This is a genomic window from Staphylococcus sp. GDY8P120P, from assembly GCF_017892065.1.
Classification (GTDB): domain Bacteria; phylum Bacillota; class Bacilli; order Staphylococcales; family Staphylococcaceae; genus Staphylococcus; species Staphylococcus nepalensis.
Map to the genome: position 1 here is coordinate 3,448 of NZ_JAESKI010000025.1, position 1,781 is coordinate 5,228.

Below are 1,781 nucleotides of genomic sequence, written 5' to 3' on the forward strand. Positions count from 1 at the left end.
TGTTCATCTTCTAAAGAAGATGTTCCGAATATATCCTTAGAAAGGAGGTGATCCAGCCGCACCTTCCGATACGGCTACCTTGTTACGACTTCACCCCAATCATTTGTCCCACCTTCGACGGCTAGCTCCATAAATGGTTACTCCACCGGCTTCGGGTGTTACAGACTCTCGTGGTGTGACGGGCGGTGTGTACAAGACCCGGGAACGTATTCACCGTAGCATGCTGATCTACGATTACTAGCGATTCCAGCTTCATGTAGTCGAGTTGCAGACTACAATCCGAACTGAGAACAACTTTATGGGATTTGCATGACCTCGCGGTTTAGCTGCCCTTTGTATTGTCCATTGTAGCACGTGTGTAGCCCAAATCATAAGGGGCATGATGATTTGACGTCATCCCCACCTTCCTCCGGTTTGTCACCGGCAGTCAACTTAGAGTGCCCAACTTAATGCTGGCAACTAAGCTTAAGGGTTGCGCTCGTTGCGGGACTTAACCCAACATCTCACGACACGAGCTGACGACAACCATGCACCACCTGTCACTTTGTCCCCCGAAGGGGAAGACTCTATCTCTAGAGTTGTCAAAGGATGTCAAGATTTGGTAAGGTTCTTCGCGTTGCTTCGAATTAAACCACATGCTCCACCGCTTGTGCGGGTCCCCGTCAATTCCTTTGAGTTTCAACCTTGCGGTCGTACTCCCCAGGCGGAGTGCTTAATGCGTTAGCTGCAGCACTAAGGGGCGGAAACCCCCTAACACTTAGCACTCATCGTTTACGGCGTGGACTACCAGGGTATCTAATCCTGTTTGATCCCCACGCTTTCGCACATCAGCGTCAGTTACAGACCAGAAAGTCGCCTTCGCCACTGGTGTTCCTCCATATCTCTGCGCATTTCACCGCTACACATGGAATTCCACTTTCCTCTTCTGCACTCAAGTTTCCCAGTTTCCAATGACCCTCCACGGTTGAGCCGTGGGCTTTCACATCAGACTTAAGAAACCGCCTACGCGCGCTTTACGCCCAATAATTCCGGATAACGCTTGCCACCTACGTATTACCGCGGCTGCTGGCACGTAGTTAGCCGTGGCTTTCTGATTAGGTACCGTCAAGACGTGCACAGTTACTTACACATTTGTTCTTCCCTAATAACAGAGTTTTACGATCCGAAGACCTTCATCACTCACGCGGCGTTGCTCCGTCAGGCTTTCGCCCATTGCGGAAGATTCCCTACTGCTGCCTCCCGTAGGAGTCTGGACCGTGTCTCAGTTCCAGTGTGGCCGATCACCCTCTCAGGTCGGCTACGTATCGTTGCCTTGGTAAGCCATTACCCCACCAACTAGCTAATACGGCGCGGGTCCATCTATAAGTGATAGTAAAACCATCTTTCACTTTAGAACCATGCGGTTCTAAATATTATCCGGCATTAGCCCCGGTTTCCCGGAGTTATTCCAGTCTTATAGGTAGGTTACCCACGTGTTACTCACCCGTCCGCCGCTAACGTCAAAGGAGCAAGCTCCTTATCTGTTCGCTCGACTTGCATGTATTAGGCACGCCGCCAGCGTTCATCCTGAGCCAGGATCAAACTCTCCATAAAAAATTATGATGTTTGATTAGCTCATAAAATACTAATTTGTGTTATCAATAACACGTTGTTTTTGTATCAACATTTAATGTTGAATTCGGCATTCACGTTGACATATTGCAATTCAGTTTTCAATGTTCATTTATACATAGTTGCTTTAATAGCTTACCATCTTTGTTTACGTCTTGTCAACAAAGAAT

The 1,781-nt window shown here is 48.3% G+C and carries 1 rRNA gene; it reads right to left on the reverse strand.

The window, feature by feature from the left end:
- Nucleotides 1–40 precede the first annotated feature (40 nt).
- Nucleotides 41–1,593 (reverse strand): 16S ribosomal RNA (locus KA900_RS12650).
- Nucleotides 1,594–1,781 lie beyond the last annotated feature (188 nt).